Genomic DNA, 21,493 nt, shown 5'->3' on the forward strand with positions numbered 1-21,493 from the left:
AAATCGACGTTATTCGGCGATTGCTTCCTGTACGATTCCATCCAGAAGCGCTTGGACTTTCTGCATTTCGCCTTCTGGATAGGTGCGATACCCGATGCGCACCTCGCCATTCGTGTCGGTCACGAAAATGCTGTAGGGGCAGAACGAGATGTTGGCGGCGTCTGCCTCCATCACTTCGCGGCTGATTTTGGCCGAGCAGAACAGGAAGATGTCCGCGGCCTCAAAGATCGTTACGTCCGAGCCCACATCGCCCTTGGTGCGTTCCAGCATGTCGCCGGTGTGGCTGACATAGTCGATCACCAGCCCCTGCCCCACGATGGCCGTTTCAACCGCGAAGGTCGCATCGCCGAAGTCGCCATTAAACGCATAGGTGACGGCGTGATCGCTCATCTGCTTACCGTGACCGTCCGCAAAAGCCGGGGCGGAAATGGCCGCAGTGGCGACCAGAAGTTTTCCAAGAATCTTGCGCATGTGTATTCCTCCTAAATTGAGGGCCGTTCGCGCGAAGCCCCTTACAAAAACGGGGCCCGGACAACCGGACCCCGCGTTGATCACAACATATTCGCTCATGCGAATATTGGCAAGAACATCAGCCAAACATGTCCGAGGTAATCCCGGCATACCAGCCGACGCTTTCCTCGTACGTGGCCTGACGCAATTCCGCGTCTTCGCCCACAGCGCTGATGAAGCCGTCGACCTTGGCGATCTTCTCGTCCGTAGCCTCATAGCTCGCGCCCACTTTCACGCCGTCCTCATCACTGATCAGCGACCAGCATGTGTTGGTGAACTTGGCTGGGAACAGTTTCGACCCGGTCAGCGCCGAGCGTACGGCCATCGCGGCCACTTTTGCCTGACTGTTGGCCGCAAAGCCCGACTTCGGCATGTCACCCTGCGACGAGGCATCGCCCAGCACGTGGATGTTTTCGTCCACGCGGCTTTGCATCGTGTGCGGGTTGACCGGGGCCCAGTTCCCCTCGGTGATGCCTGCCATGTCACAGATCTTGCCCGCTTTCATCGCCGGGATGACGTTACAGACGTCAACCTTGGTCTCTTCGCCGTCGATGGTCACCGTCATGTCATGCGGATTGACCGAGACATTGCCGCCACCAAAATCGCCGCCGATCCAATCAATCATGCCATCATAGTGACGCGACCAACCATCCTGGAACAGCGCCATCTTCGAGAACTTCTCTTTCGGGTCCGCGATGATGATCTTTGCGGTCGGGTTCTTCTTCGACAGGATGTTCGCGATCATCGAGATCCGTTCATACGGCCCAGGAGGGCAGCGGAACGGGTTGGGCGGCGCGACCATGGCGAAAGTACCGCCTTCCGGCATGGCTTCAACCTGCGCTTTCAGCAGCTCGGACTGCGAACCTGCCTTATAGGCGTGCGGCATGGCGTTCTGATGGGTGACATCCCAGCCCTCAACCGCACCATCAACAAAGTCGATACCCGGCGACAGGATCAAACGGTCATAGTTCAGCGTGGCGCCACCAGCCAGCGACACAGTGCGTGCCTCGCGGTCGATGCCAACGGCCCAGTCATGCACGACGTTGATGCCGTATTCCGATGCCAGTTTGCCATAGCTATGCGCAATCGAGCCCAGCTCGCGGAAGCCCGCCATATACAGGTTCGAGAAGAAGCAGGTGTAATAGCTGCGGCTGGGTTCTACCAAAGTGACCTCGATTTCGCCTTTCGAGTCCTTTGCGATGTAACGCGCTGCGGTCGCACCACCTGCGCCGCCACCAACGACAACAACCTTCGGCTTGCCGTGGCCAGCCGCATGCACCATCGGCGCAGTCAGTGTTGTCGCTGCAGCACCGGCGGCCGCACCACCCATGAACAAACGTCTGTTAATCTTCATATTTTCCTCCCTGATTGGCTGTGTGAGCGCACAACCTTCGCGTGCCATAGATTGAGTGCAATCTATGTATAGTATATTACGGCTCTACAACTTCAAAGTAAGCTGCCAAAGCCGCAATCTCGTCATTGGACAAGCGCCCGGCCATCATCTGCATGACTGGATGCGGGCGGAACTTGTCCTTGTAAGCATGCATGGCGATCACGAAATCCTCGGCAGGCCAACCGATGATGCCGGGAATGCCGTCATTGTCGCCGGTCAACTGGTGACAGGATGTGCATTCCGACGACAGGTATTCGCCATATTCCGGGTCGCCCTGAATGGCCAAAATGGCCGGATCAACTTCGTGGTCGGTGCCCGCTACGGTGGGGGCAGCTTCCGGGATATCGCCTGGATTATCCGAATAGCGACGCAGGAATGCCAGCAGGTCCGCCCGCTTTTGTTCGTCTTTCAAGCCACGATAGGACATCCGTGTATCGGACGCGAATGCCTTGGGGTTCTCGATATAACGATCAAGAAGATCAAATTCCCAAATCAGGCCGTCTTTACCCATGCGTGCCAGACCGTTGGAGTATTTGAACCCCTCTTCCGATCCTGCCCGACGACCGAAAATTCCATTCAGATGGGGCCCTACACGGTTCTTGGCGCCTTCGCCAACCGCATGGCAAGACTTGCATTCTTTCCAGAGTTTTTCACCTTCTTCGGCATTGCCGATTTCATTGGAAAAAGAAGGCGTTGCGGCGCATATCGCAACCGCAAGCCCAGTCGCAGCGTTTCTAATCCAGTTCATGCGGACACTTTAAACGGCAAGCCTCATCCACTCAATAATAATCATATACAAATGCATGCATAAGCGGAAATTATGTTGCGCAATAACAAAACGGGCGCCGCATTATCTGCAGCGCCCGCTTTTTAGCTACGTGAGTGGTAAGCTTACTGGCTGTGCGACTTCAGGAATTCCAGGATCGCAGCGATGTCCTTGTCCTTCTTCAGACCCGCAAAGGACATTTTGGTGCCCTTCATGTATTTGCGCGGGTTAGCCAGATAGCCGGACAGTTCAGCCTCGTCCCAAACCAGACCACCTTCAGCAGCGGCCAGCATCGGTTTCGAGTACTTGAACCCGTCAACCGTACCCGCGGCGCGACCATAGACACCATTCAGGATCGGTCCGGTACCGTTCTTGGCTTTGTCGCCAACCTTGTGGCAGGCCTTACATTTCTTGAAGACCTTCTCGCCTTTGGCGACCAGTTCGGCATCCAGCGCCATCGCAGGCGCGGCTTCTTCGGCGGCAGGCGCTTCAGCTGCGGCCTCGGTGACTTCAGCTTCGGCTGGCGCGGCAGCGGCAGCAGCCGTCCCCATCACAGCCTGACTGATCGGCGTCGCATCCGTGCCCGAGTTCGGATCGCCCGGGAAGACCACGGTGGTGGTAATCTCGACCGCGCCCGGTTTACAATCGCTCATGCAGCGGTTGGTGAATGTGCCGTATTCGGTGTCCGCACGATCATCGACAATAAAGCCCTCAGCGTTCGGCAGTTCCACATCCAGGAAGGTCTCTTTCGACAGGACGAAATCGTCGTCGACCAAGTCGTTCGAGTAGAGGATATAAGCCACGATCGCATAGACATCGTCATCCGACAGCGTGCCCGCAGCGCCAAACGGCATTGAGCGGCGCACATAGTCGAACGTGGTCGACAGGTAGGGCCAGTAGGAACCAACCGTCTTCAGCGGATCTTCATGGTCCAGCGTGTCCGCGCCACCGGCCAGTTTCGGCCAGTTGCCCGCGCCCTCGGCGAATTCACCGTGACAGACGGCGCACGCTTCCGCGAAGACTTCTTCACCGGTCCAGACATCGCCCTTACCCGCAGGCAGGTTCGATCCGTCGGGGAATACGTCCAAGTTCCACGCGGCGATTTCTGCCTCGGTCGCAGCGCGGCCAAGGCCCAGCTTTTCAGCCATCGCGGGGGCGGCGGTCAAAGCGGCAACAGACGCTGCCATCAGGAATTTAGGAAACTTCGACATTGTTTGCCTCCCCGTTTGCGTTGACGTGCCACGTCTGGATGCAGTTGTTGTGATAGATCGAGTTCAAGCCGCGTACCTCGCGCAGCTGCGCCTTGGTGGGCTGAACATAGCCAGTGTCGTCCATCGCACGCGACTGAACGAACATCTCGGATCCATCCCAGTTGATGTCCAGATAGAAGCGGGTCAGCGCCATCGGTTTGCCCGGCTCGGCCAGACGCGCCTCTTGCCAGGTCACGCCGCCATCCAGCGACACGTCGACGGCAGTGATTGCACCGCGGCCCGACCAGGCCAGACCCGTGATGACCAGCGGGCCTTTGCCGTGTTTGATCGGCATCTGCGGGCTGGGGCTGGTGACAACGGATTTCGCGTCCATCGCCCAGGTCCACTTGCGGCTTGTGCCGTCTTCAAGCGTGTCCGTGTATTTCGAGGTCTCTTCGCGGCTTTCAACTGGCTTGTCCATCACTTCGATGCGACGCAACCATTTAACCCACATGTTGCCTTCCCAACCGGGCACAACCAGACGGACCGGATAGCCATGCTCCATCCGCAGGGCTTCGCCGTTGGCTTTGAAGGCGACCATGCAGTCATCCAGAGCCTTCTCCATCGGGATCGAGCGACCGTTCGACGACGCATCCGCACCTTCGACGTAAACCCATTTGTCCTTCAGGTCGCCAGCGGCGTCCAGACCAGCCTCTTCCAGAAGAGTTCGCAGCGAAACGCCGGTGTATTCCATGTTGTGGATCATGCCATGGGTGTACTGCGCGCCGTTCAGCTGCGAGCCCGCCCATTCCATGCCGGTGTTGGCCGCACATTCCAAGAAGAAGGTCTGTTGCGCACGCGGGAACCGCTCGAGGTCTTCATAGGTGAACACCAGCGGCGTATCGACCAGACCGTTGATCATCAGACGGTAGTCTTCTTTCTTCAGCGTGATCGCGCCCGAGTGGTGGCGTTCAAACGCACAGCCCTGTGGGGTAATCGTGCCGTCCAGCGCGTGGATCGGTGTGAAGTTGATTGAGGAAATCGTGTCGGCGGTCAGCCATTCCACATTGCGACGGATCACGTCGCCCTCGAATTCGATCGGCATACCGTAAGGCGTGGCGTCGACGCCTTCGCCCAGACCGGATGCCCATTCCTGTACTTCGGTGATCAGCGGATCGCCTTCGGCGCGGGCAGCACCGGCAGCGCCCAGGGCGGCGCCCGTAGCGGCGGCCCCTTTCAGGAAACCGCGACGCGAGGTCCCGGTGCCTTTGGTTTCAGTCGACATATGTCAAACCTCCTATTTGGCTGTTTGGCTAAAAGTGTCCCGCCGCCCTGCTCTTTTGGCCTGACGGCGGGTGTTCAATGACTTATGCACCCACCACCTGGACCGAGTTGTTCGGGTCCAGTTTGATGGTGCCTTGTTTCTTGATGTGGTTTTCGACCACATCCCAGATCTGCGGACCTTCCGTCCCTTCGTTGACCGAGGCCCAGCCCGCGACCACATAGGTCTTAGACGGATCGATCTTCTCGCCGGTTTTCAGAAGGGTCATGTCGGTGATGCGTTCGCCCTGCGGCTTCGACACGTCGATGCGATAGCCCATGCCACCGATGCGCACCATGTCACCGCCCTGCTGATAATAGGGATCCGGGTTGAACAGGTTGTCGCCTACATCCTCAAGGATCGTGTGGATGAATTCACCTGTCATTTCAGTGCGATACGCCTCGCCATACGACATCGAGGTCACATTCCAGATGTCTTCGCGGGTGATCGCCTGACCGGGCAGGATCGACGGGCCCCAGCGGACGCCGGGCGACATGGCGATATCGGCTTCACGCTCGTTAATCAGCGCGTCGCAGATCAGGTCATCCCACGATCCGTTGAAGTTGCCGCGACGATACAGAAGCGTGTCGGTGTGGCCGATCACCTCTTCCAGCTCGGCCTTATAGGGCGCGCGCTGCTCGTCGATCAGCTTGGTCACGGTGGCGTCCGGCGTGATGACGTCAGCAAAGATCGGGATCAGCTTGTGGCGAATGCCCATCATCTTGCCGTCGCGCACGTCCAGATCGACGCGGCTGACAAATTTCGAATTCGATCCCGACGCAATGATGAAGGTCTGCTCGACCTGTACCGGTTCGGGCAGCGCGTCGTGGGTGTGGCCCGACAGGATCACGTCGATGCCTTTGACGCGACCGGCCATTTTCTTGTCCACGTCGAACCCGTTATGCGACAGGACGACGACCAGTTCAGCGCCAGCAGCGCGGACTTCGTCGACCATAGCCTGCATGTTTTCGTCACGGATGCCGAAGGAGTATTCCGGGAACATCCAGCGCGGGTTCGCGATGGGCATATAGGGGAAAGCCTGACCGATCACGGCCACCTTCACGCCACCGCGCTCGAAGAATTTGTAGGGCTTGAACAGCTCGGCGGGTTCGTCCCACTCGGCGTCAAAAATGTTCTGGCCGAGAGCGGCGAAGGGCAAATTGCCAACGATCCCTTCAACGCGCTCCGTGCCCAGCGTGAATTCCCAGTGGAAGGTCATCGCATCAGGCTTCAGCGCGTTCATCACGTTGACCACGTCCTGCCCTTCGGTCTGATAGCAGGTGTACGAACCGTGCCAGGTGTCTCCACCGTCCAGCAGCAGCGCGTCGGGGCGCTCGGCGCGAATGGCGTTCACAACAGTCGCGACGCGGTCCATGCCGCCCACCTTGCCGTAGGCCTGCGCCAGCGAGGTAAAGTCGTTATAGGTCAGGGCATACGCATTGGGCGAGCCGTCCTCGATCCCGTAAGCCTTACGGAAATCCGCGCCGGTCACGTGCGGCATCTGGCCGTTGGCCGCGCCGACACCCAGATTGATCTCGGGCTCGCGGAAATAGATCGGTTTCAGCTGGGCGTGAATATCAGTGATGTGGATCAGGCTGACATTGCCAAACGTATCAAACTTCAGAAGGTCGTCCTGTGTCAGAGCCTGCTGAGCAGCCAGCTTGGCCCAGTTGCCAAAGCCCGACGCGCCATAGAGCGCAGACGCAGCCATCGAGACCTGAAGAAAGTCGCGGCGAGAAATCATGAGCGGTTATCCTTGATTTTCATCCCCCTGCACGCCTCACTTATGCCGGGGTTTGAATGTGTTCGAGTAAAGAAAACCCCGCCCGATACGCGCCGGGCGGGGTCTGTGATTTAGTTGCGAACCGACGGGCCTTCGACCGACAGACCGTTGCCGCGCGAAGCGACGTACAGTTCCAGAGCGATGAACTCTTCCGAACCCGGGCTATAGGTGTGGGCACGCGTGTCACGGACACAGCCTTTGAAGCGCGAATGCACCCCGTTCAGCTTGGCATTTTTCAAACGGTAGGTTGGGAAACCGTTGATCTGACCCTGCGACAGGTGGTCGGCACGGATCATGTTGCCATAGTTGTCTTCGTGACAGTTGGCGCAGCTCAGCTCCAGCTGACCAGTGCGGGTATAATAAAGCTCTTTGCCCAGTTCCCACATGGCTTCCGCCGGACCGTCGATGGCCACATTCACCGGCATGCCGCGCGACACCGAAGCCAACAGAGCTTCGATATTGATCGCGTCAGAAGCATCATACTTCCACGGCTCGGCACCCATGGCGTTTTCACGGCAGTTGTTCACGGCCATCTGAAGGGTATGGACCGTTTCGGCCTGATCATTCCACTTCGGATAGACGGCTTTCACGCCTGCCATTTCCTCGGGCTCACCGTGACAATCCGCACAGGATTTGCCTTTCGAGCCGTCCACGGTGTTCCAGATCTCGATGCCCGCTTCGACGCCCAGCATGCCGGGGTTATCAAAGTCGTCCATCTGCATTTCCTGTGTCTGGTCCGAGCGGAAACGCCAGCCAGACATAACCTCGTCCAACACATCCGACAGATGCGCTGGCGCGGCGGTTTTGGTGACAATATCGATCTCGCCATTGATGGTGAGTTCAGCGCTTTCATCGGCTGTTGCGGCGGCTGCCCCGAAGATGGTCGAGGCAGCTACAAGTGCTGCGATGCCTTTTTTCATTATGTTCTCCTCCCTGCGCATTCCTCAGCCGATAGCGATCGACTTGGTCGTGTCATAGACAGACCCGTCGTCATCGTACCAAGTGAATTTGAAATCACCGGCTTCATCGACCTTGGCGTCAAATTCGACGTAAGGGTTGGTCGAGATTGCGGGCTCCAGCGTCACGTCGATGACCGACTTGCCGTTGAACTCGCAGGTGAAGCGATTGATGATCGAACGCGGGATGAGGTTGCCCTCTTTATCCTTGCGCTGACCCGATTCCATCTTGTGGCTGATCAGGGTCTTGATGGTCACAACGTCGCCGGCAGCAGCCGTCTTGGGGACCTTTACGCGGGGTTTTGCACCTTTTGCCATATCTCTGGTCTCCTACTCTATTAGCCGCCGCAGCCGCCGATGGTGACTTTTACGGTCGACGACGCTTTTACGAAGCTGCCATCTGCCATTTTGGCAACAGCAACAACGTCTTGCGTGCCAGCCAGACGAATGCGGGTCGAAGCAGCCTGCGAACCAGCAGCCTCACCGAAGTTGAACTGAGCGACACCCGGGGTCGGGTTGCCAGCAGCCAGAACAAGGATCGATACGGCGCCAGGGGCGTCGACCGAGATCGGAACAGTGTTGCCGTTTTCAGCAATTTCCGGCGCGGTCAGGGTGATCCCGCCTTCGCCGGCTTCAGCGCCACCAGTGAAGGCCGCGACGGCCTCGTCTGCAGCAGCCAGTGCGCGCATCGGCAGCATGGCCACGGCGGTCGCGCCGAGCCCAAGTGCCAGAGCATCACGTCGAGTGAATTTCATCTCTAGTCTCCTGTGAGTGTACTTCGTTGCCCCGACCCGCTCAGTCTTTGAGCGTCATCAGATAGGCAACAACATCTTCGATCTGCTGAGCCGTCAGCAGAGGTTCGACATCCCCTTCATGGGCTTTGCCGGTGTAGGCCTTACCAAGGCGAATGAAGCCTTCGGTCTTGTAGAACGAGGGCATGACCGATTCATCAAAGGTCATTTTCGCGTCCACAAGGATGCCGCGCAGTTCAGCTTCGCTCCAGCGGTCGCCAGCGCCATCCAGCATGGGGCCAACTTCGCCGTGGAACGGAACGTCCGCCAGGTCTGTGATTTCGTGACAAGCCACGCAGTTGCCCTGCGATTTCGTCGAAACCACCGTGGCGCCGGCCGCAGGATCCCCTGCAACGCCCGTAAGCGATTGGGCCACTGCCCCTTCTTCAAATGCGACGGCGGTGGGTGCCACCGTCTCGGCGTTTGCCGCTCCCAGCCCTGCGATAAGCAGGGTGCAAAGCGAGATCGTTGTCCGCTTCATGTTTCCTCCCATAACCGTTGTGCGGCCAAACTACGCAGGTGAAGCAAGTTTCGCAACATCAAATTCCGTTATTTGAATTATTATTAAATTGCGCCCAGATAGGTTCGATCAGATGGGATATTTCTCAAAATCGCGTTAACCCGTCAGATAAGCGGCTTATCCGACATTTCCTAGCGCCGGGAATGTCTCGAGCAGCCATTGCCCGATCCGGTTCACCTGCCCCGACACGATCAAGATCGCGAAAAGGATCAGCATCGCGCCCATGACCCTTTCTACCCACGGCAAATACTTCCGATTCCGGCCAACCCACGCCAGAAACGGACGCGCAAACATGGCCGCCAGAACGAAGGGCAGCGTCATTGCCAGACCGTAGACAGCCAGCAACAGCGTGCCGCGCAGAAGGTCGCCCATCCCGCTGGCAATCATCAGGATCGAGGCCAGCGCAGGCCCGACACAAGGCGTCCAGCCAAAGCCAAAGGCCAGCCCCATCAGGTAAGCCCCAAGGATCGAGCTTGGCTGCGTCGGCCCCTCCAGCCGGGCTTCGCGATACAGAAAGGGGATTCGCATGATGCCCAGAAAATGGAGCCCGAACAGAACCAGAATTGCCGCGCCCAGATAGCTGAGTTCCTGTTGATACTGTGCGAACGCCGACCCCAGCGCCGTGGCCCCCAGCCCTAGAAGCATGAAGATCGACGTGACCCCGAAGGCAAACGCAATGGCCGCGATGACCAGCCTGCGTTGTGCACCTGGATTGATCTTGCCCTCGCCCGTCAGCTCGGTCATCGACAGTCCAGCCATATAACACAGGTAGAACGGCACCATCGGCAGGATACAGGGCGAAAAGAACGACAGAAGCCCCGCAAGCGCCGCTCCGGCAAAGGATATATCCAGCATCAGGGCTTCCTTGAAATTAGAACATATTCAATTTATCTATTGGATGAAACGAAGGTCAACCTATTGTCAAGAAGTGGGCTCCGTGATGCGGAAAGTTACATTAAGTTTGCTCTCTACTGCCCTGATTGGGTTTGGTTTTGCCGCACAGGCCGCCGAACTGATCATGGTCGAAGAGCCCGGCTGCGCGTGGTGCGCCAAATGGGAAAGCGAGCTTGGCGACATCTATCCGAAAACCTCGGAAGGCAAATATGCACCGCTTCGCAAAGTGAAATTGCACGACCTGAAACGATCGGATGGCCCCGACGCGCTGGGGGTGATGCCAGCACGTCCGGTGGTCTTCACGCCCACTTTCCTGCTGATCGAAGACGGCAAGGAGCTTGCCCGCCTTCAGGGCTATCCGGGCGAGGATTTCTTCTGGGGTCTCTTGGAGCAAATGCTGCTTGAGAACACGGATTACGTGACGCCACCGGCGGAACAAAGCGGCAGCTAAATCGCGCTGAACGCCTTTGTTTCAATGGTATTGCAGTCAGAACACGTCTTGTTCATCTGACTGTTACAACGATTGCAAATGAACCTGCCTCCTATTATGAGGGGGCCAGTAACAGTAATGGACCACAAGGACCTGTTCACATGGCACTGCCCGTCATCAAGGAAGACATGTCAAACGAAGAGCTGGACAAAATGATGACCAGCGCATGCGATGCATCGACCCTTCTCAAGGCGATCAGCCACGAGGGGCGCTTGATGATCCTGTGCCATCTGGTAACGGGCGAAAAATCCGTGACCGAGCTGGAAAAACTGCTACACGCCCGTCAGGCCGCCGTGTCGCAACAGCTGGCCCGTCTGCGTCTTGAAGGTCTTGTGACGCCGCGTCGCGAGGGCAAAACGATCTATTACTCGCTGACAGATGATCGTCCGCGGCGTATCTTGGAAGTGATCTACGAGCTGTTCTGCTCGATCGACACACCACCGGCTTCGGAACTTCCTAAAGCGGCTGAATAACAGCCACCCCTTCGCAAGCCTGTCCAACGCCAACTGGAATTGTGAGGTTCCATGTACGACTGGATCAGCGACGCATCACTTGCCGCAATCGTTGGATTGATCGGCGGCATCCTGCTGGGGCTTGCCGCCCGTCTGGGCCGTTTCTGCACATTGGGCGCCATTGAGGACGCACTTTATGCGCGCTCGGGCTTGCGCATGCGCATGTGGGGCGTGGCCATTGGTGTCGCGATGATTGGCAGCCACCTTCTGATCGCTACTGGCCATCTACCCGCAGCTGAAGCGACCTATCTGCGGATCGGCTGGAACCCGATGGCCTCGATCATTGGCGGTCTTCTGTTTGGCTATGGCATGGCTTTGTCCGGAAACTGCGGCTTCGGCGCTTTGGCGCGTCTGGGGGGCGGAGATCTTCGGTCCTTCGTCATCGTGCTGGTGATGGGCCTGTCGGCCTATGTGGCCATCTCGGGACCTCTTTCTGGTCTGCGCGTGTCGATCTTCCCTGAAAACCCGGTTGATGAAACCGCCCTGCCCTCGCTTGCTTTCGCCGTTGAACGTGTCGGCGGGTTGTCGGCAGCCTCGGTTGGAATTGGCGCCGGTCTGGTCTTGTTGCTCGTGATGCTTGCAAATCCCGAACTACGCCACGCCAAGCTCGAGCTTTTCTGGTCCGTTATCGCCGGCATTGCGGTCGTCATTGGCTGGGGCGGCACGGCATGGATTCTCGAGAACGGGTTTTCGGCCATCCCGGTGGAAAGCCACACCTACTCGGCGCCGTTGGGCGACATGATGATCTATCTGATGACCTCGTCGGGCAACAACCTGAACTTCGGTGTCGGGTCCGTCGTTGGCGTGCTGGCGGGTGCCTTCATCGGCAGCCTCTTCAAGGGCCATTTCCGCTGGGAAGCCTGCGAAGACCCGCGCGAGCTGAAGCGTCAAATTGGTGGCGCGGTGATCATGGGCTTCGGGGCCGTGATCGGCTTTGGTTGCTCGATCGGGCAAGGGCTTTCAGCGTTCTCGATCCTGTACTATGGGGCACCTGTGACGTTTCTGGCGATCATCGCTGGCGCTTGGCTTGGCCTGCGCCAGTTGATCCAAGGTTTTGCCGTGGCCGAGTGAGCTTTCACACCCACAAACGTCGCTTTTCGCCCTTTCCACCCTGTTTCACTCGGGTTAGTGTCCGCGCCGAACCGCAGGGTATCTCTGGCCGCCAGCCCCCTGCCCCGATGCGCGAACACAGGACGGATTGCCGATGAGCAGCTTCACCCCCAGCCCGGACCACGCGGGTGAATTCCGTCAGGCCTTGGGGCAGTTTGCGACGGGTGTGACCGTTGTGACCGCCGCGTCGGACACCGGCCCGATCGCGATGACCGTGAACAGCTTCACCTCGGTCTCGTTGGACCCGCCCCTGATCTTGTGGTGCCCTGCCCATGTGTCCGAACGCCACGACGCGTTTGTCGCGGCCTCTCACTTCGCCATTCACGTCTTGAAAGAAGACCAGACCGAGCTTGCGCGTCACTTCGCCATGAACGGCGCGGATTTCTCGCCCATCGACCTGATCCACGGCGCGCATGACGTGCCGCTGTTCGAGGACTGCTTGGCTCGGTTCGAATGCGCAACCCACACAGTCCACCCCGGCGGCGATCATTCGATCATGATCGGAGAGGTCCTGCGTGTCACGCTGGACCCCGGCGCCCCGCTGGCATTCCAGGCAGGGCATTTCGGGCGCTTCACACCAAACAGCTAAGCCTTACGGAATTTGGATCTGGGCGCGGTCAAACTTTGCCACGGTCTCGGCCCCGTCATCATAAACAATGCGGACCTCGACGGTTTCGACCGATTGAAGCGCGAACTGCTGATAGGGCAGAATATCGGTGACCTTCAGCCCGTTGGGCGTCGGCTCGTCCTCGTAACAGGGCTCGGCCTCGAATTGCGTTTCCTCTCCACCATTTACGCTGAAATGAATGGCCTCAAGTCCGCAGCGCCACGCCAGAAGATGGGTGAAATACACAAGGTCCTGCCCGTTGAACTCGCGCACGGCCACCCAATTCGCCTGCGTGGCATTCAAGATCGGGCGCACTTCGGCGGCTGTGGTGAAGTTCTGCGCGGCTACGGGGGCGGCAGCCCCGACACAAAGCGCTGTCATCGCAAGAAATTTACGCATCAACTCGTCCTTTAAATATCGCCCGAGACACGCCTGCAATCCCGCCTGCGCTCTTCCAGACTCGTTTCATTCCTGACTATACTGCCCGAAAGAACAGCGCGGGCAAAGCAGTGATGACAAAAACCTCGGAACCGGCAGAGATGCCCACCACGACGGCACCCAGTGTTGTCATCGTCGCGCAGGATGGCCGTCTGGCGTACGAGGCGATCCTGTTTGCCGCCAGCCTGCGCCACAGCGACCCGGACTTTCAGGGGCGTCTTCTGGTCGCCGAACCGCAGCCCGGAGACCTGTGGCTGGATGACCCCCGCCTAAAGCCGCATATCCGCGAGACGTTGGAAATGCTGGGGGCCGAAATCGTACCCTTCGAGGCCCAGCAATTTGGCCGCCACTATCCCAATGGCAACAAAATCGAAGCGCTGCTGGCCTTGCCTGAAGGCGAGCCCTTCCTGTTCTTTGACACGGATACGGTGATCACCGGCAAATTGTCCGAACTGCCGATCCCCTACACGCGCCCCTCGGCCTCGATGAAACGCGAGAATACGTGGCCGACGATCGAACTTTACGGACCGGGCTATACCCAGACGTGGAAATCGCTCTACGACAAATTCGGGCTGGATTTCGAGGCGTCCTTGGACCTGAGTCAGCCGGACGAATACTGGCAGCGCTACATGTATTTCAACGCCGGCTGGTTCTTCGGCCCCTGCCCGCGCGAATTTGGCCGCCGTTTCAAAGACTACGCCGTCGCCATCCACCATGATGGCCCCGAAGAACTGGTCTGCCAGACGCTCTATCCGTGGCTCGACCAAATCGCCCTGCCCCTTGTGATCTCAAGCTTTGGCGGAGGCCGCCCGGGGCCGGAACTGGACGGACTGGACGGCGATGTTAGCTGCCACTGGCGCATCCTGCCTTTGGCCTATGCCCGCGAGAGCGACAAAGCCATTGAGGTGATCGAGGCCGCCACCGCCCCCAACAAGATCAAAAAGGTTCTGAAGGAATACGACCCCATGAAACGGATGATCTTTCAGGGACGCGGCCAGAAGGTGCGGGCGCTGTTTGACAGGGACAACCTGCCCCGCAAGGAAATGACCATCCGCAATACGATCAAGCGTGAAGGGTTCTGGATGCGGTGATCACACGTCCAGCTTGGCGATGTCATCCACCGCCTTCTGCAACGACACACGATCCAGTGCCGCGACCGGCAATGCGGAAAACGCGGTGATGCGATTGCGCAGCGCGCCATAAGTGCCTTGGAAAGCCAGACTGATCTCGGCATCCGTGCCGCTGGCTTTCACCGGGTCCGGCAGGCCCCAATGGCCGCTGATCGGTTGACCCTGCCAGCTGGGGCATTCTTCGTTTGCAGCTTGATTACAGACTGTAAAGACGAAATCCATCTTGGGCGCTTCGTCGGTTTGAAACGCGCTGATATTCTTGGATTGCAAGGGCGCAACGTCGTGCCCTTTTTGGCGCAGCACGTCGACGGCAAAGGCGTTCAGCTCTGATTTCGGCTTGGTGCCTGCTGAATAGGCATTGAAACGATCCCCGGCCAAATCCCGCAGAAGGGCTTCGGCAAAGATCGAGCGGGCGGAATTACCCGAACAGATGAACAGGACATTGTATTTCTGATCTGGCATCTCGGTATCTCCTTCAGGTGAGATCAGATTGGCAGGCTGGCACAGCTCGGGACGCCCCCGGCAGCAGTCATTCAACAGGAAATCGAACGTCTCGCCACACGTGGACATGTTGATGGCGTAAAGAAGCGAGTTCCCGGCCCGCGTCTGTCCGATCAGCCCCGCCCCCATCAGCGCAGACAGATAGTTCGAGGCCGTGCTGGGTTTGATCCCCAGAACGTCACAGATCTCTCCTGCCGAAAGCTGATCCGGATACCGGCGCATGAGCAGCCGAAAGATCTTGAGGCGCAGCGGGTGGCCAAGGGTGGCAAGTCGATTCGAGATTTCTATTTCCATATTTCATGAATTACCGAATCTCCAAATGTGAAGCAATCAGATTTCAGCGCAACTTGTGCCTCAGCCTTATTTGAGCTCGAACACACGCAGCATTCTTTGTAGGCTTCACTCAGCTTCTTCTTTAGAAGTAATGCGCCGTGATAGATGTTTAAGAACACGATATGATTGAGAAAAGCCTACTCTCCCAAATACCCGGCGGCAGCTCAGCAATAGAATGGTTTGGGCGGGAACCAAAATTCCACGATGCGGAAGTCTTGGATATTCGGCTGATGCAGAATGCGGCAAGCTCAATCCGCCTGCACGCGTGGAACACCACAGATTCCGTTGATAGGGACGGCTATTTCTTGACAGAAAAGCACGCCACCGTTGACATCGAGTTTCAGGCCGTCGACCTGATCGAGTTGTCCAACTTCGGCGATGGTCACAAAGGGATTGTGTTTTCACTCGAGTTCACTGGCTCTTTGCAACTCACTGAAATCAGTTGGACCAGTTCGGTCGGGGTTGAGGGGAGGATCGTTGGATGCGGCGTTTCAATATCAGTTTCGCCGCACCAGCCTGCTGAAGAATAACGGTAATACTTGTCTGCCACCCAACACGCGATCAGCGCCATCTACCCCGCAAACACCCCCTCCATATCCCGAAACCCCTTCACCTCGATCGGGTTGCCCGAGGGATCGCGAAAGAACATCGTCCATTGTTCGCCGGGTTCGCCTTCGAACCGCACCGTGGGGGCGATGTCCCAGTCGGTGCCCGCAGCCTCAAGCCGATCCGCCAGCGCGCGCCAGTCGTCATAGGGCAGCACGACGCCGAAATGGGGCATGGCGACCATATGCGCGCCGACTTTGCCGGTGTTGGCGGTGGTGAAGGGTTCACCCAAATGGAAGCTCAACTGGTGTCCGAAGAAGCTGAAATCGACCCATGCGTCGGTCGACCGGCCCTCGATGCAGCCCAGAACACCGCCGTAAAACGCGCGGGTTTCGTCAAGATCGGTGACGTTGATGGCAAGGTGAAAGGGCGTCAGCATGCGGGCCTCCGGAACAGTGTTTTGCGCAGCTTACGAATTTTGGGAAATTGGACCAGCCCGAAGATGCTGCGCGACCAGCTTTCTTGATCGGAAAATACTGCGCAAACCAGACCGCTTGGTCGTTGAAGCCTACGCCGCAATGCCCTAGCCTTCCCGCGACCAAGAATGAGGGAGAGAACCATGTCCGACGAACGCCCACAGGGCTTTGACACGCTGCAAATCCACGCAGGCACCGAACCTGATCCCGCCACTGGCGCCCGTCAGGTGCCGATCTACCAGACCACCGCATACGTCTTCCAAGACGCAGACCACGCGGCGCGTCTGTTTAACCTGGAAGAGGTCGGCTATATCTATTCGCGCCTGACCAACCCGACCGTTGGCGCGCTGGCCAATCGGATCGTGGCGCTGGAAGGCGGCGCGGGCGGCTTCTGCTGCTCGTCCGGTCACGCGGCGCAAATCATGGCGCTGTTCCCGCTGATGGGCCCGGGCCTGAACATTGTGGCGTCGAACAAACTGTATGGTGGTACCGTCACGCAGTTCACCCAAACCTTCAAACGCTTCGGCTGGGAAGCCAAGCTGGTGGATTTCGACGATCCGGCCGCTGTGGAAGCTGCCATCGACGACAACACCCGCGCCGTGTTCTGCGAAAGCATCGCGAACCCCGCTGGTGTCCCCACTGACATCCCGGCCATGGCTGCGATTGCAGACAAGGCTGGCGTGCCGCTGATCGTCGACAACACCTCGGCCACGCCTTATCTGGTGCGCCCGATCGAGATGGGCGCGACCATCGTCGTGCACTCGACCACAAAATACCTGACCGGCAACGGCACCGTGACCGGCGGCTGTGTTGTGGATTCGGGAAAATTCGACTGGATGGCGTCCGACAAGTTCCCGTCCTTCAGCCAGCCGGAACCGGCCTACCACGGCCTGACCTTCGGCGCGGCGCTTGGCCCGATGGCCTATACGTTCCACGGCATCGCCATTGGTCTGCGTGATCTCGGCATGACCATGAACCCGCAAGGCGCGCATTACACGCTGATGGGGATCGAGACGCTGTCGCTGCGTATGCAGAAGCACGTCGAAAACGCCCAAAAGGTTGCCGAGTGGCTGGAGGCCGACGACCGCATCGAAAGCGTCAGCTATGCCGGCCTGCCCTCGTCGCCCTATCACGACCGTGCCAAGGCAATTGCCCCCAAAGGTCCGGGCGCGCTGTTCACCGTGGGCGTGAAAGGCGGCTACGAGGCCTGTGTGAAGCTGGTCAACAACCTGAAACTGTTCAGCCACGTGGCCAACCTGGGCGACACACGCTCGCTGATCATCCACTCGGCCTCGACCACGCACCGTCAGCTGAGCGAAGAACAGCAGGTCGCGGCGGGCGCAGCCCCCAACGTGGTCCGCATCTCGATCGGGACGGAAGATGCTGCTGACATCATCGCCGATCTGGATCAGGCGCTGGCGGCTGCGACGGCGTAAATCGCGCGACATCTAAAGCGAAGACCCCCGCCAGATCGGCGGGGGTCTTTTTATTTCAGCGCCTTAGAGCTGATTACTCAACCAGCTCAAACACCATCGTCACGCTGGAGTTGATGCCCATTTCACCGGCGGCTATCGGCATATCGGCCGAGGCCATCTCGCGCGACATCATGACCGGACGGCCGGGCGCGGCGCCGCCTTCCTGCATCATCAAAACGGATCCGAGCTTCAGCCCCGCAGCTTCAGCCAGCACCGTGGCACGGCGCATCGCGTCCTTCACGGCCAGTGCGCGCGCACTGTCTTCAGCGCCTACACGGTCCTTCACGTCAAACTGCAAGCCATGGATTTCGTTCGCGCCGACCGAGGTCACGGCCGTCATGATCGCCCCAAGTGTCGACAGATCCTGCACCTTCACCGATAGGGTCGAGCTGGCCACGAAACCCACCAGAACCGGTGCGCCGTTGTTCTTGCGGTTATAGTCATATTGCGGCGACAAGTTCACTTGCGTGCTTTGGATGTCGCGCTCAGCAACCCCGGCCTCAGACAGTTTGGTCAGCATGCGCGCGATGGACCCGGCGACGGCATCTAGTGCCTGCCCTGCATCGTCCGACCGCTCGCTGACGCCCAGACTGACCCGCGCCATATCGGGCACAACCTGCGCCACGCCCTGTCCAGTAACGGTCAGCTGTGGGACTGCTGTGGTCTCGGCATAGCCCACACCCGCTGCGGCAATGGAAATCGCGATAATGGATAAAAGTTTCCGCATCTTAAGCTCCTTTTCCCAACAGATTGCGCTGTCTTTCGCCACTGGCAAGGGCGCGACCGCACGCCCCCTTTCCATGAGCAAATTCCTGCTGTAGTTTCAATCACGTATTCGGCGGTTGTAAGGCCGCAAAAGGTATGCCTGACTTCAGGTATTTTCGAGGGGACAAGGGCTGCATGAAACCAAGCTTTGCGCTTGATCTTAATCCCGATGGGATCGGTCTTGTCCATCGCGGCAAGGACGGCTGGCAGCTTGTCGGCAAGGTTGCCCTGGACGATCCTGACCTCAGCGCGGCTTTAACGGCGATGCGCGACACCGCCACGACGCTTGGCTCGGGTGTGTTCGCCACCAAGCTGATCGTGCCCGGAACGCAGATCCTCTTCACCTCGATGACCGCCCCCGGCCCTGATGACATTACGCGCGAAGCCCGCATTCGCGAGGGGCTGGACGGACTAACCCCATATCCGGTCGAGGATCTGGTTTTTGACTGGCAACCTGACGACAGCGAAGAGGCGATGGTCCATGTGGCCGTTGTCGCCCGCGACACGCTGGACGAGGCTTTAGGCTTTGCGCAAGACCACGCAATGAACCCGCTGGGGTTCGTGGCACGTCCCAAAGGTGCATTCTCGGGCGAGGTGTTTTTCGGATCTTTGGAAGGCAGTACAACAGTTCTGGATCGTGAAAAGCGCCCGGTTCCCAAGCTTCTGGATACCGAGCCGGTGTCGATCGAGATGGACGCTGCCGAGGACGAGAAAGCTCCTCTTACACTCGAAGATCCGACACCACCGCCAGCCGCTGAGCAGGCCGAACCGGAACCGCCTGCTTCCCCCACGGCCAGCGACATTCCCGAGCTTGCCCCCTTCCCGCCGACGCCAGACGTGCCGGTGGGAGACGTGGAAGACGCGCCGACGCCACGCCCTGCCAAAAAGAAGAAAAAATCCAAGCGCGATGCGGTGGACAAACCCGTCGCCGATCCGGTCGCCCCCAAAGCGCCAGCGCCTGAACCGGCAGAGCCCGAGGCGCCCGTTATCGGCTTTTCCTCTACCCGGACCGCCGACGCCGAGGCTGAGGTCGCCCCGGAAGCGCCGGCTAAAGCGCCTCCTGAGGCTGATCCCCTTCCGGCTGAGCCGCGGTTGTCCCTTGGCCTAACAGCCTCCGAGCCCGCTCCCGAGACCAACAAGCCCGCCATTCCGCCCGCCCCGCCATCAACGGTCCACGTACCTGTGACCGCGCCTGTTGCGTTCGAGACGGACCCGAAACCGTCCAAAACGGAAAAGGCGAAAGCCACCGCAGAGCGTGGCAAAGAGGGCCTGACCAAAGCGGCGCGCAAAGGGGCTGCGGGGCTGACCGCCGCGGCCGAACGCGCCAGCGCCGTGGGGCGCCAAGCGACCAGCAAAATTCCGTCCGCGCCCACGCATAGCAGCCCTTCGGCAGAGCCCGATCAGAAACCCGGTCGCGCGAAGGCCTTGTCCCAATTGAGTGGCCAGTTATTGCGCAAAGGGCGCAACAAACCGGCATCGGCAGCCGAACCGCAAGTTACCGCCGTGGCGCCGCCGCCGATCACTGACGAAGACGCCCCATCATCCGGCGAGACAGGCAGTTGGACCCGCGAGGCCGAGGCGCTCACCATTTTTGGCGCCCGCAAAACGCAGCAGGTCGGCGGCAAGCCCCGATTCCTGGCGCTGTACCTCATTCTTGGCCTTCTGATCTTCCTGGGCATTCTGATCCTCTGGTCGATGCTGTTTCTGTCGGACACAGAAACGACGCGCGACTCCAGCCAAATTGACCAGTTTGAAGCAGCCATCGCCACCGCGCAGTCGGACGCTGACGAAGACGAGCTTTTCGGGGCGGACAGCAATCTGATCGACCCCTCGCTTGTCGAGGGGGACGAGGCGCTGGGTAGCCAATTCCCCGAGCCTCTGTCCGAAGAAGCCGCGCAGGCGCGCTATGCGGCCACCGGGATTTGGCAGCGCGCGCCCGAGCCGCTGAACGACGCGACGACGGGCCGGATTGATGACCTCTATGTGGCATCGATTGACCCGCAAACGGTGGGTCATGATGCGGTTGCTTTGACCCCGCTCCGGGCGGACCAGATGGGCGGCCCGCTTCCGAATACCAACCCGCCGCCGCCGCTTGGAACCGTGTTCAATCTGGATGAACGTGGCTTTGTTGAAGCCACGCCCGAGGGCACGTTGACGCCGGAAGGTGCGGTGGTCATCGCAGGCCGCCCGGTTGTCATCCCCGCCCCGGCCCCACGGCCCGAGCAAAGCCAGACCGCTGCAGACGACGGTACAGCGGAAGACACCACAGACGACACGACCGAAGCGGTCGACGCCGCTCCGAAGATCCGCCCCCGCGCGCGCCCCGATGGGATTACGGAAGGAAATGAACGCCTGCTGCTAGGAGGCCGCACACGCACTGAGCTTGCGCAATTGCGCCCGCGTAGCCGCCCTGAAGCGGTCACAGCAGCAGCGCAGGCTCAAGCACAAGCGCAGGCAGATGCTATTGCCGCAGCCCTGTCAGGTGAAAACGCTGCCGCTGCAGGCATTGCGCCGACCGCACTGGCCGTGTCCCGCTCGACGTCACCCAAAGCACGCCCTTCGAACTTCTCGCGCATCGTGGCGAAGGCCCGCCCGAATGGAAACGCATCGGATGGCAGCGTCGCGGTCGCAGCAGCGCCGCAAACCACGGGACCGACGATCCCCACACGCGCTTCAGTGGCCAAACAGGCCACCATCAAGAACGCCATCAACCTGCGCAAAGTCAGCCTGATCGGGATTTACGGCCCGGCGTCGTCGCGGCGTGCCTTGGTCCGAATGCCCTCGGGGCGCTACGTAAAGGTTGGCGTGGGCAGCCGGTTGGACGGGGGCAAGGTGGTCTCGATCTCGACCACCAAGCTGATCTATCAAAAAGGTGGCCGGACGGTAACGCTGGATATTCTGCCCTTCGGGTGATGTGATCAGACCAAAAAGAAGGGCCGAAGCGCGGCATCGCTTCGGCCCAATCGCTTCTGTTTTTAAAAGGCTG

Annotated in this window: 23 protein-coding genes; 8 read left to right on the forward strand and 15 right to left on the reverse strand. The window is 59.3% G+C overall.

Translation table 11 applies throughout. From position 1 onward, the window contains the following. Positions 1 to 9 precede the first annotated feature (9 nt). From EOL43_RS11425 to EOL43_RS11475, 11 genes are all read right to left on the reverse strand, one after another. The gene (locus EOL43_RS11425) at positions 10 to 471 is read right to left on the reverse strand and encodes a DUF302 domain-containing protein (RefSeq protein WP_133488639.1); all 462 of its coding nucleotides are present in this window, start codon (positions 469 to 471) and stop codon (positions 10 to 12) included. A gap of 118 nt (positions 472 to 589) precedes the next feature. Beyond that, positions 590 to 1,864 (reverse strand): NAD(P)/FAD-dependent oxidoreductase, encoded by a 1,275-nt coding sequence (locus EOL43_RS11430; protein WP_133488641.1) that lies wholly within the window; start codon positions 1,862 to 1,864, stop codon positions 590 to 592. A 76-nt stretch (positions 1,865 to 1,940) separates the two neighbouring features. Then, positions 1,941 to 2,651, reverse strand: coding sequence for a c-type cytochrome (locus EOL43_RS11435; protein ID WP_133488643.1), 711 nt, complete (start codon positions 2,649 to 2,651; stop codon positions 1,941 to 1,943). Positions 2,652 to 2,794: 143 nt separating this feature from the next. Next, complete coding sequence (locus EOL43_RS11440; protein WP_133488645.1) at positions 2,795 to 3,880, reverse strand: c-type cytochrome; 1,086 nt, start codon at positions 3,878 to 3,880, stop codon at positions 2,795 to 2,797. Continuing rightward, complete coding sequence (gene soxC / locus EOL43_RS11445; protein ID WP_133488647.1) at positions 3,864 to 5,144, reverse strand: sulfite dehydrogenase; 1,281 nt, start codon at positions 5,142 to 5,144, stop codon at positions 3,864 to 3,866. The genes EOL43_RS11440 and soxC overlap by 17 nt, the downstream gene beginning before the upstream one ends. 82 nt (positions 5,145 to 5,226) lie before the next feature. Beyond that, the gene (gene soxB, locus EOL43_RS11450) at positions 5,227 to 6,924 is read right to left on the reverse strand and encodes a thiosulfohydrolase SoxB (protein ID WP_133488649.1); all 1,698 of its coding nucleotides are present in this window, start codon (positions 6,922 to 6,924) and stop codon (positions 5,227 to 5,229) included. A 110-nt stretch (positions 6,925 to 7,034) separates the two neighbouring features. Further along, positions 7,035 to 7,883 carry a sulfur oxidation c-type cytochrome SoxA gene (soxA, locus tag EOL43_RS11455; protein ID WP_133488651.1) on the reverse strand — a complete coding sequence of 283 codons (849 nt, stop codon included), beginning with the start codon at positions 7,881 to 7,883 and terminating at the stop codon, positions 7,035 to 7,037. A gap of 24 nt (positions 7,884 to 7,907) precedes the next feature. Then, positions 7,908 to 8,237: a thiosulfate oxidation carrier complex protein SoxZ gene (gene soxZ / locus EOL43_RS11460; protein WP_133488653.1), complete on the reverse strand. Its 330-nt coding sequence runs from the start codon at positions 8,235 to 8,237 to the stop codon at positions 7,908 to 7,910. A 20-nt stretch (positions 8,238 to 8,257) separates the two neighbouring features. Continuing rightward, positions 8,258 to 8,674, reverse strand: coding sequence for a thiosulfate oxidation carrier protein SoxY (soxY, locus tag EOL43_RS11465; protein ID WP_133488655.1), 417 nt, complete (start codon positions 8,672 to 8,674; stop codon positions 8,258 to 8,260). A 40-nt stretch (positions 8,675 to 8,714) separates the two neighbouring features. Further along, a complete protein-coding gene (gene soxX, locus EOL43_RS11470) occupies positions 8,715 to 9,191 on the reverse strand; it encodes a sulfur oxidation c-type cytochrome SoxX (protein ID WP_133488657.1) in 477 nt (158 codons plus the stop codon). Positions 9,192 to 9,347: 156 nt separating this feature from the next. Continuing rightward, a complete protein-coding gene (locus EOL43_RS11475; RefSeq protein ID WP_133488659.1) occupies positions 9,348 to 10,085 on the reverse strand; it encodes a cytochrome c biogenesis CcdA family protein in 738 nt (245 codons plus the stop codon). 106 nt (positions 10,086 to 10,191) lie between these two features. Here EOL43_RS11475 and EOL43_RS11480 point away from each other — a divergent pair, with 106 nt between their 5' ends. From EOL43_RS11480 to EOL43_RS11495, 4 genes are all read left to right on the forward strand, one after another. Continuing rightward, positions 10,192 to 10,575: a hypothetical protein gene (locus tag EOL43_RS11480; protein ID WP_338068776.1), complete on the forward strand. Its 384-nt coding sequence runs from the start codon at positions 10,192 to 10,194 to the stop codon at positions 10,573 to 10,575. A 140-nt stretch (positions 10,576 to 10,715) separates the two neighbouring features. After that, positions 10,716 to 11,087, forward strand: coding sequence for an ArsR/SmtB family transcription factor (locus EOL43_RS11485; RefSeq protein WP_133488661.1), 372 nt, complete (start codon positions 10,716 to 10,718; stop codon positions 11,085 to 11,087). A 51-nt stretch (positions 11,088 to 11,138) separates the two neighbouring features. Further along, positions 11,139 to 12,197: a YeeE/YedE family protein gene (locus EOL43_RS11490; protein ID WP_133488663.1), complete on the forward strand. Its 1,059-nt coding sequence runs from the start codon at positions 11,139 to 11,141 to the stop codon at positions 12,195 to 12,197. Between the two features lie 133 nt (positions 12,198 to 12,330). Beyond that, positions 12,331 to 12,825, forward strand: a complete 495-nt coding sequence (locus tag EOL43_RS11495; RefSeq protein ID WP_133488664.1) for a flavin reductase family protein — start codon at positions 12,331 to 12,333, stop codon at positions 12,823 to 12,825. Between the two features lie 3 nt (positions 12,826 to 12,828). Here the strand turns inward: EOL43_RS11495 and EOL43_RS11500 are convergent, their stop codons facing one another. Then, positions 12,829 to 13,242 (reverse strand): hypothetical protein, encoded by a 414-nt coding sequence (locus EOL43_RS11500; RefSeq protein WP_240686537.1) that lies wholly within the window; start codon positions 13,240 to 13,242, stop codon positions 12,829 to 12,831. Positions 13,243 to 13,355: 113 nt separating this feature from the next. Here EOL43_RS11500 and EOL43_RS11505 point away from each other — a divergent pair, with 113 nt between their 5' ends. Then, the gene (locus EOL43_RS11505; protein ID WP_240686538.1) at positions 13,356 to 14,372 is read left to right on the forward strand and encodes a hypothetical protein; all 1,017 of its coding nucleotides are present in this window, start codon (positions 13,356 to 13,358) and stop codon (positions 14,370 to 14,372) included. Here the strand turns inward: EOL43_RS11505 and EOL43_RS11510 are convergent, their stop codons facing one another. Beyond that, positions 14,373 to 15,206, reverse strand: coding sequence for an arsenate reductase/protein-tyrosine-phosphatase family protein (locus EOL43_RS11510; protein ID WP_133488666.1), 834 nt, complete (start codon positions 15,204 to 15,206; stop codon positions 14,373 to 14,375). It lies immediately after the preceding gene. Between the two features lie 161 nt (positions 15,207 to 15,367). Here EOL43_RS11510 and EOL43_RS11515 point away from each other — a divergent pair, with 161 nt between their 5' ends. After that, complete coding sequence (locus EOL43_RS11515; RefSeq protein WP_133488669.1) at positions 15,368 to 15,775, forward strand: hypothetical protein; 408 nt, start codon at positions 15,368 to 15,370, stop codon at positions 15,773 to 15,775. A 41-nt stretch (positions 15,776 to 15,816) separates the two neighbouring features. Here EOL43_RS11515 and EOL43_RS11520 read toward each other — a convergent pair whose 3' ends face one another. Next, complete coding sequence (locus EOL43_RS11520) at positions 15,817 to 16,230, reverse strand: VOC family protein (RefSeq protein ID WP_133488671.1); 414 nt, start codon at positions 16,228 to 16,230, stop codon at positions 15,817 to 15,819. Positions 16,231 to 16,410: 180 nt separating this feature from the next. Between EOL43_RS11520 and EOL43_RS11525 the strand changes: the two genes are divergently transcribed. Next, entirely contained in the window at positions 16,411 to 17,703 is a 1,293-nt protein-coding gene (locus tag EOL43_RS11525) for an O-acetylhomoserine aminocarboxypropyltransferase/cysteine synthase family protein (protein WP_133488673.1), read from the forward strand. Positions 17,704 to 17,776: 73 nt separating this feature from the next. Here EOL43_RS11525 and EOL43_RS11530 read toward each other — a convergent pair whose 3' ends face one another. Continuing rightward, entirely contained in the window at positions 17,777 to 18,469 is a 693-nt protein-coding gene (locus EOL43_RS11530) for an SIMPL domain-containing protein (RefSeq protein ID WP_166636242.1), read from the reverse strand. A gap of 173 nt (positions 18,470 to 18,642) precedes the next feature. Here EOL43_RS11530 and EOL43_RS11535 point away from each other — a divergent pair, with 173 nt between their 5' ends. After that, positions 18,643 to 21,420 carry a hypothetical protein gene (locus tag EOL43_RS11535; protein ID WP_133488677.1) on the forward strand — a complete coding sequence of 926 codons (2,778 nt, stop codon included), beginning with the start codon at positions 18,643 to 18,645 and terminating at the stop codon, positions 21,418 to 21,420. Positions 21,421 to 21,493: the final 73 nt, after the last annotated feature.

Source organism: Aliiroseovarius marinus (assembly GCF_004360145.1).
GTDB classification, from domain to species: Bacteria; Pseudomonadota; Alphaproteobacteria; order Rhodobacterales; family Rhodobacteraceae; genus Aliiroseovarius; species Aliiroseovarius marinus.